24 protein-coding genes are annotated in these 23,153 nt (G+C 61.3%); 22 read left to right on the top strand and 2 right to left on the bottom strand.

Features of this window, described 5'->3' with window-relative positions; all coding sequences use genetic code 11:
- The first annotated feature begins 148 nt into the window (after positions 1-148).
- The 4 genes from H663_RS20715 to H663_RS20700 all read left to right on the top strand — a co-directional run bounded on the left by H663_RS20715 (position 149) and on the right by H663_RS20700 (position 3,696).
- Entirely contained in the window at positions 149-862 is a 714-nt protein-coding gene (locus H663_RS20715; protein WP_053173030.1) for a TerC family protein, read from the top strand.
- 67 nt (positions 863-929) lie between these two features.
- Complete coding sequence (locus tag H663_RS20710; protein WP_053173028.1) at positions 930-1,412, top strand: pilin; 483 nt, start codon at positions 930-932, stop codon at positions 1,410-1,412.
- Between the two features lie 72 nt (positions 1,413-1,484).
- Positions 1,485-2,960: a PglL family O-oligosaccharyltransferase gene (locus tag H663_RS20705; protein ID WP_053173026.1), complete on the top strand. Its 1,476-nt coding sequence runs from the start codon at positions 1,485-1,487 to the stop codon at positions 2,958-2,960.
- Positions 2,961-3,060: 100 nt separating this feature from the next.
- The gene (locus H663_RS20700) at positions 3,061-3,696 is read left to right on the top strand and encodes a response regulator transcription factor (RefSeq protein ID WP_053173024.1); all 636 of its coding nucleotides are present in this window, start codon (positions 3,061-3,063) and stop codon (positions 3,694-3,696) included.
- 928 nt (positions 3,697-4,624) lie between these two features.
- Here the strand turns inward: H663_RS20700 and hemE are convergent.
- Positions 4,625-5,791: a uroporphyrinogen decarboxylase gene (gene hemE / locus H663_RS20695; protein ID WP_116695767.1), complete on the bottom strand. Its 1,167-nt coding sequence runs from the start codon at positions 5,789-5,791 to the stop codon at positions 4,625-4,627.
- 182 nt (positions 5,792-5,973) lie between these two features.
- Here hemE and H663_RS20690 point away from each other — a divergent pair, with 182 nt between their 5' ends.
- Positions 5,974-7,734, top strand: coding sequence for an ABC transporter transmembrane domain-containing protein (locus tag H663_RS20690; protein WP_053168901.1), 1,761 nt, complete (start codon positions 5,974-5,976; stop codon positions 7,732-7,734).
- Positions 7,735-7,914: 180 nt separating this feature from the next.
- Here the strand turns inward: H663_RS20690 and H663_RS20685 are convergent, their stop codons facing one another.
- Positions 7,915-8,103, bottom strand: a complete 189-nt coding sequence (locus tag H663_RS20685) for a hypothetical protein (protein WP_053169396.1) — start codon at positions 8,101-8,103, stop codon at positions 7,915-7,917.
- 116 nt (positions 8,104-8,219) lie between these two features.
- Here H663_RS20685 and H663_RS20680 point away from each other — a divergent pair, with 116 nt between their 5' ends.
- The 17 genes from H663_RS20680 to H663_RS20600 all read left to right on the top strand — a co-directional run bounded on the left by H663_RS20680 (position 8,220) and on the right by H663_RS20600 (position 23,123).
- Entirely contained in the window at positions 8,220-9,164 is a 945-nt protein-coding gene (locus tag H663_RS20680; RefSeq protein WP_053168899.1) for a polyprenyl synthetase family protein, read from the top strand.
- 36 nt (positions 9,165-9,200) lie between these two features.
- Positions 9,201-10,418, top strand: coding sequence for a methyltransferase (locus H663_RS20675; protein WP_053169393.1), 1,218 nt, complete (start codon positions 9,201-9,203; stop codon positions 10,416-10,418).
- A 37-nt stretch (positions 10,419-10,455) separates the two neighbouring features.
- Positions 10,456-11,409 carry a chlorophyll synthesis pathway protein BchC gene (bchC, locus tag H663_RS20670; RefSeq protein WP_053168897.1) on the top strand — a complete coding sequence of 318 codons (954 nt, stop codon included), beginning with the start codon at positions 10,456-10,458 and terminating at the stop codon, positions 11,407-11,409.
- Complete coding sequence (locus H663_RS20665) at positions 11,406-12,422, top strand: chlorophyllide a reductase iron protein subunit X (RefSeq protein ID WP_053168895.1); 1,017 nt, start codon at positions 11,406-11,408, stop codon at positions 12,420-12,422. The genes bchC and H663_RS20665 overlap by 4 nt, the downstream gene beginning before the upstream one ends.
- A gap of 32 nt (positions 12,423-12,454) precedes the next feature.
- A complete protein-coding gene (gene bchY / locus H663_RS20660) occupies positions 12,455-14,008 on the top strand; it encodes a chlorophyllide a reductase subunit Y (RefSeq protein ID WP_053168893.1) in 1,554 nt (517 codons plus the stop codon).
- Positions 14,005-15,531, top strand: a complete 1,527-nt coding sequence (gene bchZ, locus H663_RS20655; RefSeq protein WP_053168891.1) for a chlorophyllide a reductase subunit Z — start codon at positions 14,005-14,007, stop codon at positions 15,529-15,531. Before bchY ends, bchZ begins: the two co-directional genes overlap by 4 nt.
- A 140-nt stretch (positions 15,532-15,671) precedes the next feature.
- Complete coding sequence (pufB, locus tag H663_RS20650; RefSeq protein WP_019425952.1) at positions 15,672-15,815, top strand: light-harvesting antenna LH1, beta subunit; 144 nt, start codon at positions 15,672-15,674, stop codon at positions 15,813-15,815.
- A gap of 44 nt (positions 15,816-15,859) precedes the next feature.
- Positions 15,860-16,084, top strand: a complete 225-nt coding sequence (locus tag H663_RS20645; RefSeq protein WP_053168889.1) for a hypothetical protein — start codon at positions 15,860-15,862, stop codon at positions 16,082-16,084.
- 10 nt (positions 16,085-16,094) lie between these two features.
- Positions 16,095-16,304 carry a light-harvesting antenna LH1, alpha subunit gene (pufA, locus tag H663_RS20640; protein ID WP_053168888.1) on the top strand — a complete coding sequence of 70 codons (210 nt, stop codon included), beginning with the start codon at positions 16,095-16,097 and terminating at the stop codon, positions 16,302-16,304.
- Between the two features lie 83 nt (positions 16,305-16,387).
- Positions 16,388-17,224 carry a photosynthetic reaction center subunit L gene (gene pufL / locus H663_RS20635; RefSeq protein WP_053168886.1) on the top strand — a complete coding sequence of 279 codons (837 nt, stop codon included), beginning with the start codon at positions 16,388-16,390 and terminating at the stop codon, positions 17,222-17,224.
- Positions 17,225-17,271: 47 nt separating this feature from the next.
- Positions 17,272-18,249 (top strand): photosynthetic reaction center subunit M, encoded by a 978-nt coding sequence (gene pufM, locus H663_RS20630; protein ID WP_053168883.1) that lies wholly within the window; start codon positions 17,272-17,274, stop codon positions 18,247-18,249.
- A complete protein-coding gene (gene pufC, locus H663_RS20625) occupies positions 18,246-19,307 on the top strand; it encodes a photosynthetic reaction center cytochrome PufC (protein ID WP_240620276.1) in 1,062 nt (353 codons plus the stop codon). The genes pufM and pufC overlap by 4 nt, the downstream gene beginning before the upstream one ends.
- Positions 19,308-19,376: 69 nt before the next feature.
- Complete coding sequence (locus tag H663_RS20620; protein WP_083451020.1) at positions 19,377-20,243, top strand: hypothetical protein; 867 nt, start codon at positions 19,377-19,379, stop codon at positions 20,241-20,243.
- Complete coding sequence (gene crtD, locus H663_RS20615; RefSeq protein ID WP_053168880.1) at positions 20,236-21,768, top strand: 1-hydroxycarotenoid 3,4-desaturase CrtD; 1,533 nt, start codon at positions 20,236-20,238, stop codon at positions 21,766-21,768. The genes H663_RS20620 and crtD overlap by 8 nt, the downstream gene beginning before the upstream one ends.
- On the top strand, positions 21,765-22,628 hold the full coding sequence (locus tag H663_RS20610; RefSeq protein ID WP_053168878.1) for a carotenoid 1,2-hydratase: 864 nt from the start codon (positions 21,765-21,767) through the stop codon (positions 22,626-22,628). The genes crtD and H663_RS20610 overlap by 4 nt, the downstream gene beginning before the upstream one ends.
- Positions 22,629-22,766: 138 nt before the next feature.
- Entirely contained in the window at positions 22,767-22,919 is a 153-nt protein-coding gene (gene pufB, locus H663_RS20605; protein ID WP_053168876.1) for a light-harvesting antenna LH1, beta subunit, read from the top strand.
- A gap of 12 nt (positions 22,920-22,931) precedes the next feature.
- Entirely contained in the window at positions 22,932-23,123 is a 192-nt protein-coding gene (locus tag H663_RS20600; RefSeq protein WP_053168874.1) for a light-harvesting protein, read from the top strand.
- The last annotated feature ends 30 nt before the right edge of the window (positions 23,124-23,153 follow it).

Raw genomic sequence — 23,153 nt, 5'->3', positions numbered from 1 at the left:
GGGCTCAAACGTCTGGACACTGTCCCCAATGGGTCAAGTCCTGCGGTTAGCCACAATATCGAAGCCGGATGTCCTGCGGGACAATCCGGCTTTCTGTTTTCTCTCATAACGATTCACCGGCCTGTGTACCGGTCAACAAAGGAACACCGTGGAAGAATTTCTGACCCCTCATTTCTGGTTCGCCGTGGGCCAGATCATCATGATCGACATCCTCTTGGGTGGCGACAACGCCGTGGTGATTGCGCTGGCTTGCCGCCAACTGCCAGCACAGCAAAGGACCCAAGGCATTTTGTGGGGCACCGCCGGTGCCATCATTTTGCGTGTGATTTTGATTTTCTTTGCTCTCACACTGCTGGCCATTCCATTTCTGAAGTTTGTGGGCGCGGTCTTGCTCATCTGGATCGGCGTGAAATTGCTGACCCCCGATGAAGAAGACGACCACGGCAACATCCAGGGCAGTGACAAGCTGTGGGGCGCCGTCAAAACCGTCATCATTGCCGACTTGGTGATGTCGATTGACAACGTGATCGCCATCGCTGGCGCTGCTCAAACCTCGGGCAATGCCGATCACCAGATGCCCCTGGTCATCTTCGGCCTCTTGGTCAGCATTCCCATCATCGTCTGGGGCAGCCAGCTGGTCCTCAAATTGATGGACCGCTTCCCCTTGATCATCACCATCGGCGGCATGCTGCTGGGCTGGATTGCCGGCACCATGGTGCAAACCGACCCAGCCTTGGTCGCCTACATTCCGCAAGACAAGATGTTTGGCTACGGCCTGGGCGTCGCCGGTGCCTTGCTGGTCTTGGGCCTGGGCAAGTTCATCCTCTCGCGTCGAAAAGCTGCCAGCGACGCAGCAGCCTGACCGATGTATGGAGTTTGGTGGTGCTTTCAATTAACATCAAAGTTCAACTTTTTCAGGGGGCTTTGATATGAAACATCACCAACGTGGCATGACCTTGATCGAGCTGATGATCGTGATTGCGGTCATCGGCATTCTGGGTGCGCTGGCCCTGCCGGCCTATCAGGACTACAGCATTCGGGCCAAAACCGCCGAAATGCTGTTGGCGGCCAATGGCTGCAAAACGGCGGTCAACGAAGCCATCGGCTCTTCATCGCAGCCCGATGTGTCTGCCACCTTGCCCAAAGTCTGCGAAAGCCAGACCAGCAAATACGTGGCCAGCGTGAGTGTCGATGCCAACGGTGTCATCACCGTGGTCGGCAACCATGAAGCCCTGCGCGGCAGCACCAGCGCCTCGGCCAATGCCATTGCCCTGACACCCCTGCAAACCGGTGACACCGCCATCAATGGCAGCACCGACGGCGGCAAAACTGTGGCCAGCTGGCGCTGCGGCCCGGCAGCCAACAATGGCTTGCCACTCAAATACCTGCCTGGTTCATGCAAGGCATCCTGATGCAGGCCTGCCCTTGGCAAGTCAGGGCATTGATGCTGCACACCCTCCCGCTGCCCTGATGCCATCCCAGCAGTGCGTCTGAATCTCCATTCACGCGACACCTCGGGCCTGCACAGCTTCTGGCTGTGCGCCTTGCTGGTTCTGCCCTGGGTTCAACCCTGGGCACCTGCGCCCCAACCCAACACCGTCCCCTTGCTGATCAGCTGGGCCTGCCTGTGCACGCTGCTGGTTTTTTCAAATGGCATCCGCGCACAGGACCTGGCGCGTGCTTGGGCCTGGGCGGCGCTGCTCAGCAGCGCCATGGGTTTGGTGCAGTATTTCGGCGCTGCCTCTGTCTTCAGTCCCTGGTTGCATGTGCCTGCATCATGGGCTGAAGCCAACGCCAACTTACGCCAGCGCAACCAGCTGGCCACGCTTTTGGCCATCGGAATGGTGTCCGTGCTTTGGTGGCAAGCGCAGGGGCTCAAACCATGGCATGCCCTGTGGATGCTGGCCCTTTTAGCTACATGCAATGCCGCCACCGCTTCGCGCACGGGACTGCTGCACATGGTCCTGGTGCTGCTGCTCACGCTGTGGTGGTCCAGACGTGCCGATCACAGACAAGCCATGTCCTGGCCGCTGGCCTTGTGGGCAATGGTGATCTTCGGCCTGGCCAGTGTGCTGCTGCCTTGGGCCCTGCAGTTGAGCACGGGCCAATTGTCGGAAAGTGCCTGGTCGCGCATGTCAAACGACGAAGCCTGTGGCAGTCGGCGCGTGCTGTGGGGCAATGTGCTGCACCTCATTGAGCAAAAACCCTGGACCGGCTGGGGTTGGGGCGAACTCAAATATGCCCACTACATGGCCCAATACCCCGGCGGTCCAGAGTCGCGCTTTTGCGACATGCTGGGCCATGCGCACAACCTGCCCTTGCACCTGGCCGTCACACTGGGTATTCCCATCACGGCACTCATCTCCTTGATCCTGCTGGTGGCAGTGGTCCTCATGCGGCCCTGGAAAAGTCGTCAACTGCACCAACAAATGGCTTGGGGCGTGTTGGCCGTCATCGGGCTGCACAGCCTGCTGGAATTCCCCCTTTGGTATGGCCCCTTTCAAATCGCCACCCTGATGAGTCTGCTGATGCTCACCCGCGGCAGAACCACCGGTGAATGGGTTTGGCCATCGGCCGTGCGCGCTGTGGCAGCCGTGGGCCTCATCGTCTTGAGCGTCATCGCCTTTGACTACGCCCGTGTGCGTCAAATTTACATGCCCGCTGCACAACGCTGGTCCTGGTGGCGTCAGGATCCTTTGGGTGCCGCCCACAGCAGCTGGTTTTTTGCACCCAGTGCCCAATTTGCAGAACTCACACTCACCCCGGTCACCCCCCAAAATGCGGCGCACTTGCTGGCGCTGAGTCAAAACCTGCTGCACTACTCGCCAGAACCCAAAGTCATCCACACCCTCATTGCCAGTGCCCGGCTCACGGGCCAAGAAGACACTGCGCTTTGGCATGAAAAACAAGTTCGCAGAGCCTATCCTGCCCAAAATCGAGGATCTGAATTACCTAAATAGGGAAAAATACCCATGAAATTAACCAATTGGGTAATTACAGGCCTTGGCGATTTTGTTAAATTGAAACTCGACTTTTGATTTAATAGAGAAGGCGAGAGAAATGAAAAAAAGATTGGGTCACATCTTTCTGGTCGACGACAACCATGACATGCGCTTTTATTTGAGCGACCTGCTGACCATGGTGGGCTACACCGTCGATGCCTACGAAGACCCCAGAGCTTTTTTGAGTCAATCCTTGGACATCTCCCCGGCCGTGCTCCTGCTGGATGTGCGCATGCCTGGCATCACCGGGCTGGAGTTGCAAGCCAGGCTGCACACCCTGGGTCGCAAAACCCCGATCATTTTCATCAGTGGCGAAAGCAACCAAGATGAAATCATCACCGCTTTCCGGGGCGGTGCGATTGACTTTTTGCTCAAACCCTTCACCCGCGAAAAACTGTGCGAAACCCTGGACCGCGCCTTGGACATCGACCGGGACCGCAACTTGCAGTTCATCAACCTCGACAACCTCAAACGTTCATTTGTCACCCTGTCCAAGCGTGAGCAAGAAATCTTCATGCTCATTGTTCAGGGCCTGACCAATAAAGCCATCAGTGAAGTCACCGGCATCCAGCCCGGCACCGCCAAAAAACACCGCGCTACGATTTATCAAAAATTCGACGTCAACACAGGCGCCGATCTCATCAGCCTGTGCCACGGTGTAGACCTGACGCAACTCATGCCCGCCTACGCATAGGGGTGAACCGTCCCCAAGGCCATCAGTCGTCAGCACCAGCCCACCCCATGGCCCAGAGGTGCTGGCCCAGCCGGAGCCAGGCGGCAAGGGCGATGCACCTCCACATAACGACGCCCCCGTAGGTCGGCACTCGCAGAGTCCCACATGATGGGTTTCGGGACAAGCCCCTGTCGGGGTCTTCGACCACCGACCTACCAATCACCGCCATCTTGTAGGTCGGCACTCGCAGAGTCCGACATTTGCCCGAACAAGCACATGCCCATGTCAGGGCGGTACGGGCAAATCACGCAAACGTCGGGGTCTTCGACCACCGACCTACTCATCACCGCCATCTCGTAGGTCGGCACTCGCAGAGTCCGACATTTACCCGAACAAGCACATGCCCATGTCAGGGCGGTACGGGCAAATCACGCAAACGTCGGGGTCTTCGACCACCGACCTGCCAATCACCGTCATCTCGTAGGTCGGCACTCGCAGAGTCCGACATGTGCCCGAACAAGCACATGCCCATGTCAGGGCGGTACGGGCAAATCACGCAAACGTCGGGGTCTTCGACCACCGACCTACTCATCACCGCCATCTCGTATGTCGGTACTCGAAGAGTCCGACATTTGCCCGAACAAGCACATGCCCATGTCAGGGCGGTACGGGCAAATCACGCAAACGTCGGGGTCTTCGACCGCCGACCTGCGAGTCTGAGCAGTGTGTTGCCCGATGGGGGGATTTTGTGGGAGCTTGCCAGGCAAGCGAAAAGCCTGTGGTCCACAAGATTCTGATCGCCAGCAGGGCTTGCGCCCACAATGTACAAGCTTGAAGTCACCCTGCAAACTCCACAGGGCCGGATCAATAGGGTGGAAACCCTTGAACATCCTCCGGGGCCACAGGCCCGCCGCATGGGCAGAATCTGTGGCCTCGGCAGGCAGCTGCCTCAGCGGCTCTGGCGCAATTTCCGCGAATGGCTGTGCACCGCCTCCACCAGCGCCGTCACATGCTCGGGCGGGGTGTATTGGCTGATGCCGTGGCCCAGGTTGAAGATGTGCGTGGGGCCGGTTTGTGTGGTGTCGGTGTGAGGCTGGCCAAAGCTGTCCAGCACGCGGTGCACCTCGGTCGCGATCTGCGCAGGGGGTGCAAACAAAATGTTCGGGTCGATGTTGCCTTGCAGCGCCTTGCCGGGGCCGCCCACTTGGCCGCCCACGAGGGCGCGGGCGCGGCCCAGGTTCATGGTCCAGTCCAGGCCCAGCACGTCGCAGTTGAGACCCGCCATCTCGGGCAGCCACAGGCCCCCGCCTTTGGTGAAGACGATGCTGGGGATGCGCTGGCCGTTGTGCTCGGTTTTGAGCTGGGCAAGCACGCGGGCCGTGTAGGTCAAGCTGAATTGCTGGAAAGCCCCATCGGCCAACACGCCGCCCCAGCTGTCAAAGACCATGACCGCTTGGGCACCGGCTTCGATCTGGGTGTTCAGGTACAGGGCCACGGCATCGGCGTTGATTTCCAGGATGCGGTGCATCAAATCTGGGCGGCTGTACATCAGGGTCTTCACATGGCGGTAATCGTCAGACCCCGCGCCTTCAACCATGTAGCACGCCAGCGTCCAGGGGCTGCCGGAAAAGCCGATCAAAGGCACGCGGCCGTTCAGCGCCTTGCGAATCGATGACACCGCATCGAACACATAGCGCAGCTTGTTCATGTCGGGCACGGCCAATTCGGCCACGGCGGCTTCGTTGCGCACGTTTTTGGCAAAGCGCGGGCCTTCGCCTTGGGCAAACGACAGCCCCAGGCCCATGGCGTCGGGCACGGTGAGGATGTCGCTGAACAAGATGGAGGCGTCGAGCGGGTAACGCTCCAGCGGCTGGAGCGTGACTTCGGTGGCGAAGTCGACGTTGGTGGCCAGGCCCATGAAGCTGCCGGCCTTGGCGCGGGTGGCGCAGTACTCGGGCAAATAGCGTCCGGCCTGGCGCATGAGCCAGACGGGGGTGTGGTCGGTGGCTTGGCGCAGGCAGGCGCGCAAAAAAATGTCGTTGGCCAAAGAAGGCCAGTTGACAGTCTTGCCTGGAGGCGTTGTGGCCGTCAAAGCCGAGCTGGAACTTGTATTCATGGGGTGATTGTCTCCGTCTATCTTTCAGGGGCAGGCACAGCGCTGGGTCAGCGGTGCCGTCGGGGTGAATCTGTTGATTATCGGTACAGCTTGCCTGCACAAGACTGCGGTTCATGTCTCTGGCTGGCATTTTTCATTTGCCGTTATGCTCAGACTTCGACATCTTAAGACTGAATTTTTTCATGGCCGCTTCTGCCCAATCGCTCACTGGTTTGACTCCTTTTCTGAAGCCTTACCGTGTGGCTTTGGGTGTCGCGGCTTTGTTCCTTTTGCTGGCGGCGGGCACCACACTGGCTTTTCCGTGGGTTTTGCGTCAGTTGATTGATCAAGGCTTGGCCAGCGGGGCCAGTGCCGAGCAGTTGTCGGGCAACTTTTTGCAGTTGTTTGGCGTGGCAGCCGCTTTGGCGGTGTTTTCATCCGGCCGTTACTACGCCGTGAGTTGGCTGGGTGAGCGCATCACGGGTGACTTGCGCAATGCGGTCTACGCCCATGTGCTCAAGCAAAGCCCGGCTTTTTTTGAGACCACGCAGTCGGGCGAGGTGCTCTCGCGCCTGACCAACGACACCACGTTGGTGCAAACCGTCGTGGGCTCATCGTTTTCGATGGGCTTGCGCAATCTGGTCATGGGCGCGGGGGCGCTGATCATGCTGGTGTGGACCAACCCGGTGCTCATGCTGCAGGTGGTGGCCGTGCTGGCCGCGGTGATTTTTCCGAGTGTGTATCTGGGCCGACGCGTGCGCCGTCTGTCGCGGGCCAACCAGGACCGGGTGGCCGATTCGAGTGCCATCGCTTCCGAGGTGCTCAACGCCATCAGTGTGGTGCAAAGCTACACCGCTGAAGGCCGCGAAACCCGTCGCTTCATCGACTCCACCGCACGCGCCCTGGGCACGGCGCTGGGCCGCATCCGGGCGCGGGCCATGCTGGTGGGCTTCATCATCATGGCCTCCAGCGCCGTCTTGCTCTGGGGCTTGTACATGGGCACGCTGGCCGTGCGTGCGGGCACCAGCACCGCAGGCCAGCTGGGCGAGACGGTGTTTTATGTCATCTTGCTGGCCAGCGCCTTTGCGGTGCTGGGCGAGGTGTACGGCGATTTGCTGCGCGCAGCGGGCGCGACCGAGCGCCTGATGGAGTTGCTGCATACCGAGTCGAATCTGAAGATCGCGGCCCAGCCGCAACAAGCGCCTTGGCCGCAAGGCGGCTCGTCCTTGCAGCTGGAGTCGGTGCGCTTTCATTACCCCTCGCGTCCCGACACTTGGGCGCTGGACCAGCTGGCAGGCCAGATCCACCCCGGACAGACCGTGGCTGTGGTGGGCCCGAGCGGCGCGGGCAAAACCACCTTGTTCGATCTGCTCATGCGCTTTCACGATCCGCAGTCGGGCCGCATCGTGCTCGATGGTGTGCCGATTGACCAGATGGACCTGCACGAACTGCGCCACCGCATGGCCATCGTGCCGCAGGAGCCGGTGATTTTTTCGGGCACCGTGATCGAGAACATCCGCTACGGCAGGCCCGACGCCAGTCTGGACGACGTGCACGCTGCCGCTGAAGCGGCTTATGCGCATGAGTTCATCCGCGAACTGCCCGAGGGCTTTGACACCTATTTGGGTGACCGGGGTGTGCGCTTGTCGGGCGGGCAGCGCCAGCGCATCGCCATCGCACGGGCTATTTTGAAAAATTCACCGCTCTTGCTGCTGGACGAAGCCACCAGCGCACTCGACGCACAAAGCGAAAAAATGGTGCAAGCCGCGCTCGACAAAGCCATGGTCGGCCGCACCACGCTGGTGATTGCGCATCGCTTGGCCACGGTGCAACGCGCCGATGTGATCTGGGTGCTCGAGCGCGGCCGCTTGATGGAGCAAGGCAGCCACGCCGAGCTGCAAGCCAAAGGGGGGCTCTACGCCAGCTTGGCTGCGTTGCAGTTCAACGCGGCATCAGGCGTCTGAAGAAGGTGTTGCAGGCGCGGCACCCTCGCCGCGCAAAAAACCACGCAGCTCCCTGCCAATCGCCCCGAAGGCGGCGTGCCCAGAACAGTCAGGGCCACTGATCAGGCAACACCCTGAATCCCCCCCATGGGCCATGGGCGCGGCACATGCCCCCAAAAGGCTCATGCACAGGCGCGTGACTCACGACTTCTTGTGGGTCTCGCCTTCCGGTGGTTCGGCGGCCTCCTGCAGATCCTTCGTCTCCTGCGCCGCCTTTTCCCGCACCCGTTGCTGACGGGTAAGTTCCTGCGCCTTGCGCACGTCGTGCATTTGCCAAAAGGCAAAGACGAACACCAGGCCAAAAATGCCCAGCTCCAACCAAATTCCCATGGCTTGACCTTTCATGTGTTGATGTGTCAATAAAGATTGACAGTGTCAATTATCTTGATATATTGACACATATACCTGTCAGTCTGGGTTGACAGGGCTTCTCCTTCGGAGGTCCCATGAGTCTGTTGAAACGCGCCGAACTCGCCCTGAGTACACATTTCGAGCAAGCCGCTGGCAGTGGCGCTCCGCCCCGGTTGGTCGCCGCCATGCGGCATGCGGTGTTTTCAGGCGGGGCCCGCATCCGCCCGCAGCTGTGCATGGCTGTGGCCACCGCCTGTGGTGACGATGTGCCCGAGCTGACCAATGCTGCCGCCGTGGCGCTCGAATTGATGCACTGCGCTTCGTTGGTGCACGACGACATGCCTGCCTTTGACAATGCAGACACCCGGCGAGGGTTGCCTACGGTGCACAAAGCCTTCAGTGAACCGCTGGCACTGCTGGCTGGAGACGGCTTGATTGTCATGGCCTACAAGGTTTTGCTGCAGGCTGGGGCGCATCGCCCTGAACGCTTGATCGCGTTGATGGACAACCTGAGCACGGGCGTGGGTTTGCCCCACGGCATCGTGGCCGGGCAGGCCTGGGAATGTGAAACCAGTGCCGACCTGGGCGAGTACCAGCGCGCCAAGACCGGCGCACTGTTCGTGTCGGCCACTTGCGCCGGTGCTTTGAGTTGCGGCCAGGAACCCGCGCCTTGGGCGCCATTGGGAGCCTACCTCGGCGAGGCCTACCAGGTGGCCGATGACATTCGTGACGTGATCGCCGATGCGGCCAGCTTGGGCAAGCCGGTCGGGCAAGACGTTTTGCACGCCCGGCCCAGCTCGGCCCAGGCCCTGGGCCTTGATGGTGCAATTGCGCACTTCGACCACCTGATCGAACAAGCCGCCAGCTCGATTCCGGCTTGCTCTTCACGCGACATGCTGCGCCATCTGGTGCAGCTTGAATCCGAGCGCCTGGTGCCCAAAGCCTTGTGTGAGGGGTATTTCAAGTCCCACCCGCACAGCCCCACGCGCCCCAACACCCCTGTGGCCCTGGCCACGGACCGCAGCAGCACCCCGCATTGAGCGGGCTTGGCGCAGCTGTCACGCGAAGGAATCCGCATGTCCCATCCCCTCGATCTGGCCGCTGTTGAGGCCCGCACCGCCCCTGCCACCTTCAAGGACGCCTGGCAGGCGCGTCTGGAGCGCTGGTACGCGCATCCTGGCCTGTACCGCTGGTCATTGGGCAACCCGCTCACGCGCTGGCTCACGCGTCGCCGCACGCGCAAACTTTTCGATTTGATGGCCGGTTTTGTACACAGCCAGGTGCTGTTGGGCTGCGTGCGGCTTGACCTGTTTCGCGCCTTGCACCACGCCCCCGCAAGCCTGAACGATCTGGCGCGCCGCACCGGTTTGGCACCGGCGGTGTTGCAGCGTTTGCTGCTCTCGGCCGTGGCGCTGGGACTGCTGGAGCAGCGCAGCCAGGGCCGCTTTGGCCTGGGGCCACTGGGCGTGCCTTTGGCGCAGCACGAGGGCATTGCCCAGATGATCGAGCACAACCATCTGCTCTACCAGGACATGCAGGACCCGGTGAAGTTTCTGGGCAATGCCTGGAGCGGCGGCATGGCCGAGTACTGGCCCTACGCCCATGAACAGCCAGCGCCTGCCGCCAGGCCTGAAGCCGAGGTGGACAAGTTCACCCGCTACTCTGAGCTGATGGCGGCTTCGCAGGGCTTTGTGGTGCAGGAAATCCTGTCGTCCTACTTCTTTGACGAGCACCGCTGTGTACTCGACGTGGGTGCGGGCCGGGGTCGTTTTGTCAGCGAGCTGGCCGCGCATTCGCCACACCTGCAGTTCAAAATGTTCGACCTGCCCCCGGTGCTGGCGCTGGCCCGTGAAGGCTTGCAGGCCAAGGGCTTGACGCCGCGCGTGACCCTGCACCCCGGCAGCTTTCTGGATGACCCTTTGCCGCAAGGTGCTGACTTGATCACCCTGGTGCGTGTGGCACACGACCACCCGGACGCAGTGGTCAAGCTCATTTTCCAAAAGGCCTTCGAGGCTTTGCCTTTGGGGGGGGCATTGTTGGTGGCCGAACCCATGGCGCAGCCCGAGGACGAGGCGGGCCAAGCCAGTGCATCGGTCGATGCCTACTTTCACTTCTACCTCCTGGCCATGGGCGCAGGGCGTCTGCGCACCCCGCAAGAACTCAAAGCCATGATGCAAGAGGCCGGTTTCACCCATGTGGAGTTGGTGCCCAACGCCATGCCCATCCACGCACGCATCCTAGTGGGGCGTAAATCTCAGTGTTTACCCTTGATTTCCAAGAAAAGTGTCAATTAGCTTTGACATATCTTGATGTAAGGCAAAAAATACAGCCATGAGATCCCAAGCCGTCGTCTTCAACAGCCCCAGACACCTGTCACTGCAAGCTCTGGACTTGCCTGAACTGCAAGCCGGTCAGCTGGATGTGGCCGTAGAGTTCAGCGGCATCAGCACCGGCACCGAGCGCATGCTCTGGGACGGCAGCATGCCACCCTTCCCGGGCATGGGCTACCCGCTGGTGCCCGGTTACGAGACGGTGGGCCGCGTGGTCCGTGCCGCCTCGGACACCGGCGTGCAAGCCGGTCAGCGCGTGTTTGTGCCGGGTGCCAATTGCTTCACCGGCGTCAAAAGCTTGTTTGGCGGCGCGGCTTCGCGCCTGGTGGTGACCGAACAAAAAGTCGTGCCCGTGGCCGAACACCTGGGCGCGCAATCGGTGCTGCTGGCGCTGGCCGCCACGGCTTACCACGCGGTGTCGGGCGGTGGTCAGCAAGACCCGTTTGAAGCCCCCGAACTCATCGTGGGCCACGGCGTCATGGGACGCCTGCTGGCCCGCCTGACAGTCGCTGCTGGCTTGCCCGCACCCACCGTGTGGGAAACCCAAGCCGAGCGATTTGCCGGGGCTGAGGGCTACACCGTGCTGCAGCCGCAAGACGACCCGCGCCGCGACTACCGCACCATTTACGACGTGAGCGGCGACGGCAGCCTGCTCAACAGCCTGATTCAGCGCCTGCGCCCCGGTGGCGAGTTGGTGCTGGCCGGTTTTTACAAACAAGACCTCTCTTTTGCCTATGCCCCGGCTTTCATGCGGGAAGCGCGCATGCGCATCGCCGCCGAGTGGAAGCGCCCGGACCTGTTGGCCGTCAATGAGCTGGTGCACACCGGCCGCTTGTCGCTCGACGGATTGATCACCCATACCCAGCCATCGACGCAAGCTGGTTCTGCCTACGAGACCGCCTTCGGAGATGCGAGCTGTCTCAAGATGATCCTTGATTGGAGTGCCACCGCATGAACACCCCCACCACTACAGACGCCACCACCCAGCCCATCAAATTTGTAGAAGTGCTGCGCCGCGAAGCCGACGTCGAACCCGACGCCGTGAGCACCTCCGAGGTGACCAAAGAGACGCAAATCATTGCCATCTATGGCAAGGGCGGCATTGGCAAAAGCTTCACGCTGGCCAACCTGTCTTACATGATGGCGCAGCAGGGCAAAAAAGTGCTGTTGATCGGCTGCGACCCCAAGAGCGACACCACCAGTTTGCTGTTTGGTGGCAAGGCTTGCCCCACCATCATCGAAACCTCATCGCGCCTCAAGCTCTCTGGCCAGGCCGTGAGCATTGGCGACGTCTGCTTCAAGCGCGATGGCGTGTTTGCCATGGAACTCGGTGGCCCCGAAGTTGGGCGTGGCTGCGGTGGGCGCGGCATCATCCACGGCTTTGAAACGCTCGAAAAACTGGGCTTCCACGACTGGGGTTTTGACTACGTGCTGCTCGACTTTTTGGGCGATGTGGTGTGCGGCGGCTTTGGTCTGCCTATTGCCCGCGACATGTGCCAAAAAGTCATCGTGGTGGCCAGCAACGATTTGCAGTCGCTGTACGTGGCCAACAACGTGTGCAGTGCGGTGGAGTATTTCCGCAAGCTCGGCGGCAACGTGGGCGTGGCCGGCATGGTCATCAACAAAGACGACGGCACGGGCGAAGCCCAGAGCTTTGCGGCCAATGCGGGCATCCCAGTGTTGGCGGCCATTCCGGCCAACGAAGACATCCGCCGCAAAAGCGCCAGCTACGAAATCATCGGTCGGCCTGACGGCGAGTGGGGCCCACTGTTTGCCGAATTGGCCAAGAACGTGGCCGAAGCCCCGCCCATGCGTCCGAAGCCCCAGACCCAGGACCAATTGCTGGGCTTGTTCAGCGCTGATGTGGTGGGCCGCAACGTGGTGCTCGAACCCGCCACCGTGTTCGACATGGTCGGCAAGGACGAAGACATCAAGCCCTCGCTGGAAGTCGTCTACGACGCGGCCTGAACCGCTGCAGACAACAACCACAGGAACAGGCCATGACACGCACCATCCCGATTCACCCGAGCACCGACGCCCCCAACCCCGCAGGTTTGCAGGGCGACGGCATGGGTTGCCACGCCGGCACCGAAGCCATGGTGGCTGCCGCCAAAGAAGCGGGCAAGTCCGAGGTGCTGGACCAATACGCCCGTGACTACCCGCGCCAACCCGATGCCGGTCCACACGACCAGCCGCAAAGCATGTGCCCGGCCTTCGGTTCGCTGCGTGTGGGTTTGCGCATGAAGCGCACTGCCACCATCCTCTCGGGTTCGGCTTGCTGCGTGTACGGCCTGACGTTCACCTCGCATTTTTATGGCGCACGCCGCAGTGTGGGTTACGTGCCCTTCAACTCCGAGTCGCTGGTCACGGGCAAGTTGTTTGAAGACATCCGCGAAGCCGTGCATGCCGAGGCCGACCCGGACAAGGTGGACACCGTCATCATCATCAACCTGTGCGTGCCCACCGCCAGTGGCGTGCCGCTGCAGCTCCTGCCCAAAGAGATCAACGGCGTGCGCATCATCGGCATCGACGTGCCCGGTTTTGGTGTGCCCACGCATGCCGAGGCCAAAGACGTGCTCGCTGGGGCGATGCTGAAATACGCTCGCGAGGAAATCATGAGCGGTCCGGTGGCCGCGCCCCGTGCCGGTCGCGGTGCCTTGCCCACAGTGGCCTTGCTGGGCGAGATGTTCCCGGCCGACCCGGTCATCATTGGCCAGATGCTTGCGCCCATGGGCCTGGCGGCTGGCCCGGTGGTGCCCACCCGCGAATGGCGCGAGTTGTACGCCGCGCTCGACTGCTCGGTGGCTGCCGCCATCCACCCTTTCTACACCGCCAGCGTGCGCGAATTCAAAGCGGCTGGTCGCCCCGTGGTGGGCTCGGCCCCGGTGGGCTTGGAGGGCACACAAGACTGGTTGCAAAACATCGGCCAGGCCGCTGGCATTGCACAGGCGCAGATCGACGTGGCCCGCAACCAGGCGCTCACGCAAATGCGCGGCCTCTTGATGCAAAAACCGATTTCTGGCCGCATCACCTTGAGCGGCTACGAAGGCTCCGAATTGCTGGTGGGCCGCTTGCTGGTGGAGTGTGGTGCCGATTTGCGTTATGTGGGCTCAGCCTGCCCGGCCACCGACTGGAATGCGCAAGACATCGCCTGGCTGCAAGCCAAGGGCGTGCAGGTGCAAATGCGTGCCTCGCTCGAGCAAGACCTCAATGCCATGTACGAATACCGGCCGCAGCTGGCCATTGGCACCACGCCGGTGGTGCAGATCGCCAAGCAAAACAGCGTGCCATCGCTGTACTTCACCAACCTGATTTCGGCCCGTCCCTTGATGGGGGTGGCAGGAGCCGGATCACTCGTGCAGGTGGTGCAAGCAGCCATGGGCAACCAGGCCCGCTTTGACGCCATGAAGTCCTTCTTTGGCGATGTGGGCGCAGGCCACGCCGCAGGCGTGTGGGAGTCGGTGCCCAAAGACCGGCCCGAGTTCAAAGCTGAAACCCGCCGCCAGATTGAAAAGCTCTTGAAAAAGCGCAAAGCCGAGGAGATGGGTTCATGAACCAGATCACTTCTCCAGCCAGCACAGTGGCCAAACCCAAGTCGCCACTCATCCTCGACCACGATCGCGCTGGCGGTTACTGGGGCGCGGTGTACGTGTTCACCGCCATCAAGGGTTTACAGGTGGTGATCGACGGCCCGGTGGGCTGCGAAAACCTGCCGGTGACTTCGGTGCTGCATTACACCGACGCTTTGCCCCCGCATGAGTTGCCGATTGTGGTGACGGGCCTGGCCGAAGAGCAACTGGGCCGCGAAGGCACTGAAGGCGCGATGAAACGCGCCCAAGCCACGCTCGACCCCGAACTGCCCGCTGTGGTGGTGACCGGCTCGATTGCCGAGATGATCGGTGGTGGTGTCACGCCCGAAGGCACCAACATCGCGCGCTTTTTGCCGCGCACCATCGACGAAGACCAGTGGCAATGTGCCAACCGCGCCATGTATTGGCTCTGGAGCGAGTACGGACTGCGCAAAGTGCCTGCCCGCAAGCCTTTTGAAGACCGTCCTGTGGGTGAAAAGCCCCGCGTCAACATCATTGGCCCCTGCTACGGCACCTTCAACAGCGCCAGTGACCTGGCTGAGATCCGCCGCTTGGTGCAAGGCATTGGCGCTGAGGTCAACATGGTCTTCCCGCTGGGCAGTCACCTGGCCGATGTGTCGCGTCTGGTTGAAGCCGATGTGAACATCTGCATGTACCGCGAGTTTGGCCGCATGCTGTGCGAGGCGCTGGAGCGCCCTTATTTGCAAGCCCCCATCGGGCTGCACAGCACCACCAATTTCCTGCGCAAACTCGGCCAGTTGCTGCACCTGGACCCCGAGCCCTTCATTGAGCGCGAAAAGCACACCACTTTGAAGCCCATGTGGGACCTGTGGCGCTCGGTGACGCAAGACTTTTTTGCCACCGCCAGCTTTGCCGTGGTGGCGGGCGAGACTTATTCACGGGGCTTGAAAAACTTCCTCGAAAACGAGATGGGGCTGCCCTGCCGCTTCAGCATCTCACGCACTGCGGGCACCAAGACTGACAACGTCGCTGTGCGCGAGCTGGTCAAAACGCAAACGCCACTCATCATGTTTGGCAGCTACAACGAGCGCATGTACCTGAGTGAGATTTCAGGTGGCAGCCCGATGCGTGCGGCCTTCATTCCGGCATCCTTTCCCGGCGCCATCATCCGCCGCCACACCGGCACACCCTTCATGGGCTACAGCGGTGCGAGCTATGTGATTCAAGAGGTGTGCAACGCCTTGTTTGACGCGCTGTTCCACATCCTGCCGCTGGCCACCGACATGGACAAGGCCCCCGCCACACATGCGCGTGGGGTGGTGGCACCCAATGCCAGCTGGCAAGACCAGGCCCAGCAGCGCCTGCGCGATGTGGTGCAAAGCCAGCCGGTGCTGGTGCAAATTTCTGCGGCCAAGCGCTTGCGCGACCAGGCCGAACAACTCTCGCAGGCCCAGGGCCAAAGCGAAGTGACCGAAGCCCATGTGAACGCGGCCAGCCGCGAACTGGGCCTGGGGGTGGCGGCATGAGCCACACCTTGATCAACACAACAGCAGGTGCTGCCGCGTGCGGTGCCGCTGACCGGATGTCGTGGCCTTTGGCTGCGGATGCCCATCTGCGCGGGCTGTGCGCAACCCGGGTCGCAAGGCCTCTTTAAAAGGAGCAAAACATGTCCACCAAGACATCAATTTCCGGACTCACCGATGAGGAAGCCCAGGAGTTCCACCACTACTGGATGCAGGGCACCGTGGGCTTTACAGCAGTTGCTGTGCTGGCCCACATCCTGGTCTGGGCGTGGCGTCCCTGGTTCTGATTCAGAGCCTGTTTTTTCATCCATAGATTGACGGAGTCACTGTCATGCCCAACACAAGCCACCTCAATGAGGCCCATTCGCGTGCGGATGAGTCTCCCGCTTACTGGTCCATTTTCCTCATCGGATTCGGATGCCTGTTTGTGGTCGTCGTACTGGCCAAACTGGTCGGCGTTCACTGGCGGGATCTGCTGCCTGGTGCAGAAGATGCCAAGAGCATGAGTCAGGGTGTGAAAGCTGCGGTGTACACCTTCATGTCCCACATCATTTAGGAGATTCACCATGTGGAGAATTTGGCGACTTTACGACCCTTTGCGTGCCATGGTACTGCAGGGCATTTTCTTGTTTGGCCTGGCCGCGATGATTCACCTCATCTTGCTCAGCACCAACAAATTCAACTGGCTCGACGGCGCGAAAAAACCCGTAGCAGCATCGGCGCAAAACTCGCCGCTGCCGACTGCGGTGGCTTCGCTCGCCGCGCCCAAGTCCTGATCCAGGACTTGCCGTTCAGTTGCCGCCATTGACCTCGTGTCAATGCGGCATCTGTTGATCCACTGAAGCAGGAGGACCCAACCATGGCCATGCTGAGTTTTGAAAAAAAGTACCGTGTTCGCGGTGGTACCCTGCTGGGTGGTGATTTGTTCGACTTTTGGGTCGGACCGTTTTACGTCGGCTTCTTCGGCGTGACAACCCTGTTCTTTGCGTTCCTGGGTACAGCCCTCATCTTGTGGGGTGCCTCACAAGGCCCGACCTGGAACATTTGGCAAATCAGCATCGCACCGCCTGATTTGTCTTACGGCTTGCGCTTTGCGCCCCTGATGGAAGGCGGCCTGTGGCAGCTCATCACGGTGTGTGCCATCGGCGCATTTGGCTCGTGGATGATGCGCGAGGTCGAAATTTGCCGCAAGCTGGGCATGGGCTTTCATGTGCCCGTGGCCTTCGGTGTGGCCATCTCGGCCTATGTCACCTTGGTGGTGATTCGCCCTGTGCTCATGGGGGCTTGGGGCCACGGCTTTCCGTATGGCATCTACAGCCACCTGGACTGGGTCTCCAACGTGGGCTACCAGTACCTGCACTTTCACTACAACCCGGCGCACATGATCGCCGTGAGTTTCTTCTTCGCCAGCGTGTTTGCCTTGTCGCTGCACGGCGGTCTGATCCTGTCTTCCACCAACCCCGCACCGGGCACCGTGGTCAAGACACCCGAGCACGAAGACACGTTCTTCCGCGACATCATCGGCTACTCGATCGGCACCTTGGGCATCCACCGCCTGGGTCTGTTCCTGGCGCTGGCGGCCGTGTTGTTCAGCGCCCTGTGCATTGTGCTCAGCGGCCCCTTCTGGAGCCGTGGCTGGCCCGAGTGGTGGAGCTGGTGGCTGAACATGCCGATCTGGTCCCAGTGGCCGGTCTGATTCGGACTGCACGCAGCCCGAACCCCAAGAATTGAGGAGTACCGCAAATGGCCGACTATCAAAACCTGTTCACCACGGTGCAAGCCGTGGGTCCAGTCCACCACGGGGTGGAACTCGGACACGGCAACAGCCCGCGCACCGGGCAACCCCTGATCAACTACTGGATCGGCAAACTGGGCAATGCCCAGCTCGGCCCCATTTATTTGGGTGGCCTGGGTCTGGCCTCGCTCGTGTTTGGCATGATCGCCTTCACCCTGATCGGCATGAACATGCTGGCCTCGGTCAACTACGACCCGATCCAGTTTGTGCGTCAGTTGTTCTGGCTCTCGCTGGAGCCACCGCCACCGAGCTACGGCCTGAGCATGCCACCGCTCAACCAGGGCGGCTGGTTCCTCATCGTTGGCCTGTTCCTCACCGCATCGGTCATGTTCTGGTGGGCCCGCACTTACCGCCGTGCGGTCGAGCTGGGCATGGGCACACACATCGCCTGGGCCTTTGCGGCAGCCATCTGGTTGTTCCTGGTGCTGGGCTTGTTCCGCCCCATCTTGATGGGTTCATGGGGTGAGGCTGTGCCCTACGGCATCTTCTCCCACCTGGACTGGACGGCGGCTTTCTCGCTGCGCTACGGCAACCTGTTCTACAACCCCTTCCACGCGCTGTCGATCGTGTTCCTCTATGGCTCGGCCCTGCTGTTTGCCATGCACGGTGCGACCATTTTGGCGGTGACCCGCTTTGGTGGTGAACGCGAGATCGAACAGATCACCGACCGGGGCACGGCCTCTGAGCGTGCGGCCTTGTTCTGGCGCTGGACCATGGGATTCAACGCCACCATGGAATCGATTCACCGTTGGGCCTGGTGGTTCGCAGTCCTGTGCCCCATCACGGGCGGCATCGGCATCTTGCTGACCGGCACTGTGGTGGACAACTGGTACCTCTGGGCCATCAAGCATGGCGTGGCACCACCGTACCCCGAAATTTTTCCAGCGATGGTTGACCCCGCGCTGAGCACAGGAGTCAAGCCATGAACCCGAACACCACACACCCACCCCGTTGGCTGGGCCGCATGGCCAAAGGCTTGGGCCTGGCACTGGTCGGCATCGTGCTGGCCGGTTGCGAACGTCCCATTCCCGAGACGGTGCAAAGCGGCTACCGGGGCACCGGCATGGCGCAGGTTTACAACGCACGCCTGCTCGAAGTCAAAACCGAAAAGAACCAACCGCCTGTGGTCATTCCTTCGGCGGGGTCTGACGGTCCCAAAGCCTCCAAGGTCTACAAGAACGTCAAGGTCCTGGGTGACCTGAGCGTGGGCGATTTCAACCGCCTGATGGTCTCCATGACCAGCTGGGTGGCACCCAACGAAGGCTGTGCGTATTGCCACGCCTTGCCCAATTTTGAAGACGACAGCAAATACACCAAGGTGGTGGCGCGGCGCATGGTCGAGATGACGCAGCACATCAACGCCGACTGGCAACCCCACGTCGCGCAGACCGGCGTGACCTGCTACACCTGCCACCGTGGCGAGCCCGTGCCCAGCGCCATCTGGTTCAAGTCTGATCCTCAACCGCAAGGCTCGAACTTCATCGGTGACAAGGCTGGACAAAACACCCCTTCACCCGTGGTCAATTTGTCCTCTTTGCCCAACGACCCGTTCACCCCGTTCTTGCTGGACAAGCAGAACATCCGCGTGAACGGCCCCACCGCGCTGCCCTCGGGCAACCGCCAGTCGATCAAGCAAGCCGAGTGGACCTATGGGCTGATGACGCACATGTCGACTTCGCTGGGCGTGAACTGCACTTATTGCCACAACACGCAGTCCTTCCAGAACTGGGAAAACAGCCCGCCTCAGCGTGTGACGGCCTGGCACGGCATCCGCATGGCGCGTGACCTGAACCTGACCTATATGGAGTCCTTGACCGAAGTCTTCCCGGCGAACCGCAAGGGTCCTCTGGGTGACGTGGCCAAGCTCAACTGCGCCACTTGCCACCAGGGTGCTTACAAGCCTTTGAATGGTGCGCCCATGGCCAAAGACTTTCCTGAATTGCTCAAACCCGCTTTGGCCGCTGCCAAAGTTGCGGCCAAGTAGTCGGATTGAAAAAAGTCTGTCAAGCCGTTAGCCCAAGCACGCTTGCCACAACTTGCCGGACACACCCTCATGCCAAGCCTTCGCACACCGCATGACCCGTTGACCGGCGTGGTGGTGGTGTTGCTGGCCGATTTTCTGCGCCAGCACCAGGGCTGGGGCTGGCTCAGGTTGATGGCCGGGGCCACGCCCTACAAGGATGTGCCTGGCTTGACCACTGCCAAGGTCATGGGCAGTGGTCATGGCGGTGGTTTCAGCTTGCGCCCCAGCGCCTCACACCAGGGCCTGATTTGCACCTTCAGTCACTTGGATTGGGCACTGCAATTTTTGGACAGCGCCGCTGTGCAGGCCTACCGCAGCCGTGCCCGCGAGTGCTGGACAGGTGTGCTCTCGGTCCAATCCGCACGGGGGCAGTGGGACAAGCAAACCTGGCAAGCCAGCACGGCCGAAGCCTTGGGCGAGCCGTGGGACGCGCATGACCATGAAGGTGGGCTGCAGTCTGCGCAAAACAAAGGACCGTTTGCCGTGCTGACCCGCGCCAGCATTGTGCCCACCAAGGCCATGGCGTTTTGGCGCTATGCCCCAGCAGCACAAGCCGATTTGGCCCAAGCCCCCGGTTGTCTGCTGGCCATGGGCTTGGGCGAAGCACCCTTGGTGCGTCAATGCACCTTCAGCTTGTGGAAAGACACTGAGGCCATGTTGCACTACGCCCATCAGGGCGCGCACCAGGTGGCCAGTACCGCCGCGTACAAACACCAGTTTTTTTCCGAATCCTTGTTCGTGCGCATGCAGGTGTTGCAGATGGCCGGGGTCTGGAATGGCCAGCCCTACCGGTTTCAAAGTCAACACAGCCTGAGCAACACATTGGCCGGGCAAGGCACGACCGATCACGATGCATCTCAGCACCATGCACTTACCCCGGGGGTGAGCCATGTCTGAGCACAAGGTGGTCATCGTGGGTGCGGGTATGGGCGGATTGTGCAGCGCCATCGTGCTGGCTCACCAAGGCTTGGATGTCACTGTGGTCGAGACCTCTGGTGCACCCGGTGGCAAGGTGCACAGCCGCGAGGTGAACGGCGCCCACATCGACAGCGGCCCCACCGTGTTCACCATGCGCTGGGTGTTTGACGCCTTGCTGCGCAGCGTGGGCACCAGTGTCGAGGCCGAGATGCGCATCACACCCCTGCAAGTGCTGGCGCGGCATTTTTGGCCCGATGGCAGCCAGCTCGATCTGTCGGCCAATGCGCAAGAGAGTGAAGCGGCCATTGCCGCATGGTCTGGCGGTGACGAAGCCCGGCGCTTCCGTGCTTTTTGCAACACCACACGCCAGCTTTATGCCACGCTCGAAGGCCCGATGATCCGCGCCCAGCGCCCCAGCATGGGGCGTTTCATGGGCGATCTCGGGTTCAAAGGTTTGGGCGTTTTGGCCCAGCTGGGACCCATGCGCAGCCTGTGGCAGCAACTGGGTCACCAATTCACTGACCCGCGATTGCGTCAACTCTTTGCCCGTTACGCCACCTACTGCGGTTCATCACCCTGGCAGTCGCCTGCCACCCTCATGCTGATTGCGCAAGTCGAGATGGACGGCGTCTGGTCGGTTGAAGGCGGCATGGTCGGTATGGCCCAGGCCTTGGCCCGTGTGGCCCGCCGAGGCGGGGCCGTGTTCCGCTACCACAGCACCTGCCAGCGCATCGAAAAGCGCCAGGGCCGGGTGTGTGGTGTTCACCTGCAGTCGGGTGAGTTTTTACCGGCCGACCGCGTCATCTTCAATGGCGACTCGGCCGCTTTGCGCCAGGGCCTGCTGGGCGACGAGGTGCGCCAAGCCGTGCCCCAGACTGCGCCGCCGCGCTCCTTGTCGGCATTGACCTGGTCCATGCACGCCCCCGCCGATGGTGTGGCTCTGGACCGGCACAACGTGTTTTTTCAAAACACCTACGCCAGCGAGTTCGAAGACATCTTCGAGCGCCAGCGCCTGCCACTGCAACCCACAGTTTATGTCTGCGCACAAGACCGCCCAGCACAGCTGGCATCCGGCCAAGCCGAGCGCCTGTTTTGTTTGGTCAACGCCCCTGCCTGCGGTGATGGCAACGCGATCACCGAGGAGGCTATAGAACAATGCCAAACGCACACTTTTCAGCACCTGCGCCAACTGGGTCTGCAACTGCAAGCCACAGCAGCCAACAGCCTGCGCACGACACCGCAGGACTTTCATCGGCGCTTTCCGGCCAGCGGGGGAGCGCTGTATGGGCAGGCGACGCACGGCTGGACCAGCATCTTCAAGCGGCCGGGCGCGAGCAGCGCGCTGACGGGCCTGTATCTGGCGGGGGGCAGCGTGCACCCGGGGCCGGGTGTGCCGATGGCGGCTTTGTCCGGGCAGCGGGCGGCCGAGGCCGTGATGGCGAGCCTCGCTTCGACCAGCACGTTCCAGATGGGGGCTACCTTTGGTGGTATGTCGACGCCATGAGTGATTGCGGCCAACACGGCATCACCCTCATTGCCTTTGTCGGCAGTGTGTTCTCGCCTTATTACGCCTGGGCACGCAAACGCGGTGCGGCCAACCCCGACCACCACTGCGCCCTGAATGTGGCCATCTACAGCAAAGGCCAAGGCCGCTGGGCCATGACCGAGCGCGGCCAGCGCCACTGTGTCCGCAGCGCCCGCCAGTTCACCATTGGACCGAGCCAACTGAGCTGGGACGGCGATTGCCTTCACATCGACATAGACGAGGTGTGTGTGCCCATCCCGCGCCGTGTGCGCGGCCACATCAAGCTCTGGCCGCAGCAACTGTTTGGCTACGCCACGCCTTTGGACGAAGCCGGTCGTCACCGCTGGGGGCCACTGGCACCGGCCTCGCGCATCGAGGTCGCGCTGGACGCGCCCGATCTGAAGTGGCAAGGCCATGCCTACCTCGATTCGAATGAGGGCGATGAGCCCGTAGAACGGGGATTTCACACCTGGGACTGGTCCCGCGCCCGCATGCGCGATGGCAGCACCGTGGTCTTCTACGACATGCAAGCGCCTGGAGCCGAAGACCGTGTGTTGTCGCTGCTTTTCACACCCCAAGGCGCGGTCGAACCCATTGCTGCGCCGCCAGTGCAGGCCCTGCCCAAAACCGGATGGCGCATCAACCGCCGAATGCGCAGTGCAAACGCGGTGAGGGTGCAAGAACAACTCGAAGACACGCCCTTTTACCAACGTGCCTTGTTGCAATTTAATTTCGCGGGCCAGCATTTGCTGGCCTTCCATGAAACCCTGTCGGTGCCGCGTTTGGTGTCACCGGTGGTTCAAGCCATGCTGCCCTGGCGCATGCCAAGGCGGGCTTGAGATGAACAACCTTGAACTTGTGCAAACCGGCCGAATGGGCCGCCGTGCGTGCACTTTCAAGGCAACCCCATTCCTGGCCATGGTGGTCAAGAATAGCCCTCGTGCGGGCCGTGCACGTCTTCTGCAAGGAGAATAACTATGTCTGACTCAGACAAAGTCTGGCCAACGGGACTGACCCAGGCCGAATCGGAAGAGATTCACCGCAATCTCATTCAGGGTACGCAGATTTTCGGCATGATTGCCGCATTTGCCCATCTGCTGGCCTACATCTATTCACCCTGGCTCAAGTAAAGGGGACACCTCATGATCTATTCGAAAATGTGGTTGGTGGTGAAACCTTCTGTGGGCATTCCCGTGTTCATTGCTGCTGTGGCTGTCGCGTCCTTCAGCGTGCACCTGGCTTTGACCTTGAACACCACGTGGGTGAAGGGCTTCCTCAATGGCGGCGCCAAAGTGGTTGCTGCGGCACCTGCTGACGCGACGGTGAAGAAGTAACGGGTGCAACCCGCCGAACGGCCAAGCGCG

It is taken from the genome of Limnohabitans planktonicus II-D5, assembly GCF_001270065.2.
GTDB classification, from domain to species: domain Bacteria; phylum Pseudomonadota; class Gammaproteobacteria; order Burkholderiales; family Burkholderiaceae_C; genus Limnohabitans_A; species Limnohabitans_A planktonicus.
The sequence above is the reverse complement of the archived record's forward strand: the minus strand, read 5'-3'. Positions and strand labels throughout refer to the sequence as shown.